Origin of the sequence: Micromonospora sp. NPDC052213, assembly GCF_040679695.1 — a bacterium.
Taxonomy (GTDB): domain Bacteria; phylum Actinomycetota; class Actinomycetes; order Mycobacteriales; family Micromonosporaceae; genus Micromonospora.
In genome coordinates, this window is record NZ_JBFAVI010000426.1 from 1 (window position 1) to 1,013 (window position 1,013).

Below are 1,013 nucleotides of genomic sequence, written 5' to 3' on the forward strand. Positions count from 1 at the left end.
AAGGAGAGCGCCGGCGCGGCGATCGGCGGGCTGGAGGCGGACCCGCGTACCGCGCCGATCGCCGAGGAGGCGAAGGCGGCGTTCTCCGACGCCACCCGGTACGCGGCATTCGCGGGCGCCGGGTTCCTGCTGATCGGCCTGGTCGCCTGCCAGCGCCAGCCGACAGTTCGCCACGGGGAGACCGGGGAATCCCAGCCCGCCGAAGCGGAGCCGTCCCGGGCCTGAGCCGGCCCGGCCCGGACCTCGGGTCAGCCGCCGACGGCCACCGTCAGCGCCGCGGCCACGAAGTCGACCTGGAGCACGGTACGGACGCCGAGCGGCGTCAGCGGGCGCCCGGCGAGCGTGTGGCGTCGCCGTGCGGCTGACACGTTGGCCGGGAACATGGCGAGCATCAGCAGTGCCAGCCCGGCCGCCGCCGGGCGCGCGGTGGCCGGGAACAGCAGCGCGAGCGCGCCGGCGAGTTCCAGCACGCCGGTCACTGTGACCAGCAGGTCCGGCCGGGGCAGGGACGGCGGGACCATCGCGATGAGGTCGTCGCGACGGGACGCGAAGTGGGCCACGCCGGTCAGCACGAACATCAGCGCCAGCCCCACTCGCAGCGCGGGGTGCCACCCGTCCAGGGCGTCCACGCCGAGCAGGCCGGCGATCCGGGCCAGCGCGGTGCCGGCGAGCAGTGCGATCAGGGGTGCCATTGTCGATCCCTCCGACGAGCATCTTGTCGCTGACAAGATTGCGGCGATGGTGCCATCTTGTCAATGACAAGTTAGGGTGACTGCATGGCCTCGTACCACCACGGCGACCTCCGCCGCGTCCTGCTGAGCACCGCCGCCGAGGCGATCGCCGAGTCCGGACCGGCCGCGCTGAGCCTGCGTGAGCTGGCTCGGCGCGCCGGGGTCTCGCACGCCGCGCCGGCGCACCACTTCGGCGACAAGGCCGGGCTGCTCACCGCGTTCGCCACCCAGGGCTTCGACCTGCTCGCCGACGCGTTGCGGCAGGCCGGGGACGACCTGCTC

General features: G+C 74.1%; 2 protein-coding genes and 1 pseudogene. 2 read left to right on the plus strand and 1 reads right to left on the minus strand.

The features are described from left to right. A pseudogene (locus tag AB0L34_RS34470) lies at positions 1-225 on the plus strand (MFS transporter); the annotation flags it as partial. 23 nt (positions 226-248) lie between these two features. On the opposite strand, the gene AB0L34_RS34475 reads toward AB0L34_RS34470, so the two are convergent. Next, complete coding sequence (locus tag AB0L34_RS34475) at positions 249-692, minus strand: DoxX family membrane protein (RefSeq protein WP_363709874.1); 444 nt, start codon at positions 690-692, stop codon at positions 249-251. An 84-nt stretch (positions 693-776) separates the two neighbouring features. Here AB0L34_RS34475 and AB0L34_RS34480 point away from each other — a divergent pair. Then, on the plus strand, positions 777-1,013 hold a 237-nt coding region (locus AB0L34_RS34480; protein ID WP_363709876.1), incomplete at its 3' end, for a helix-turn-helix domain-containing protein.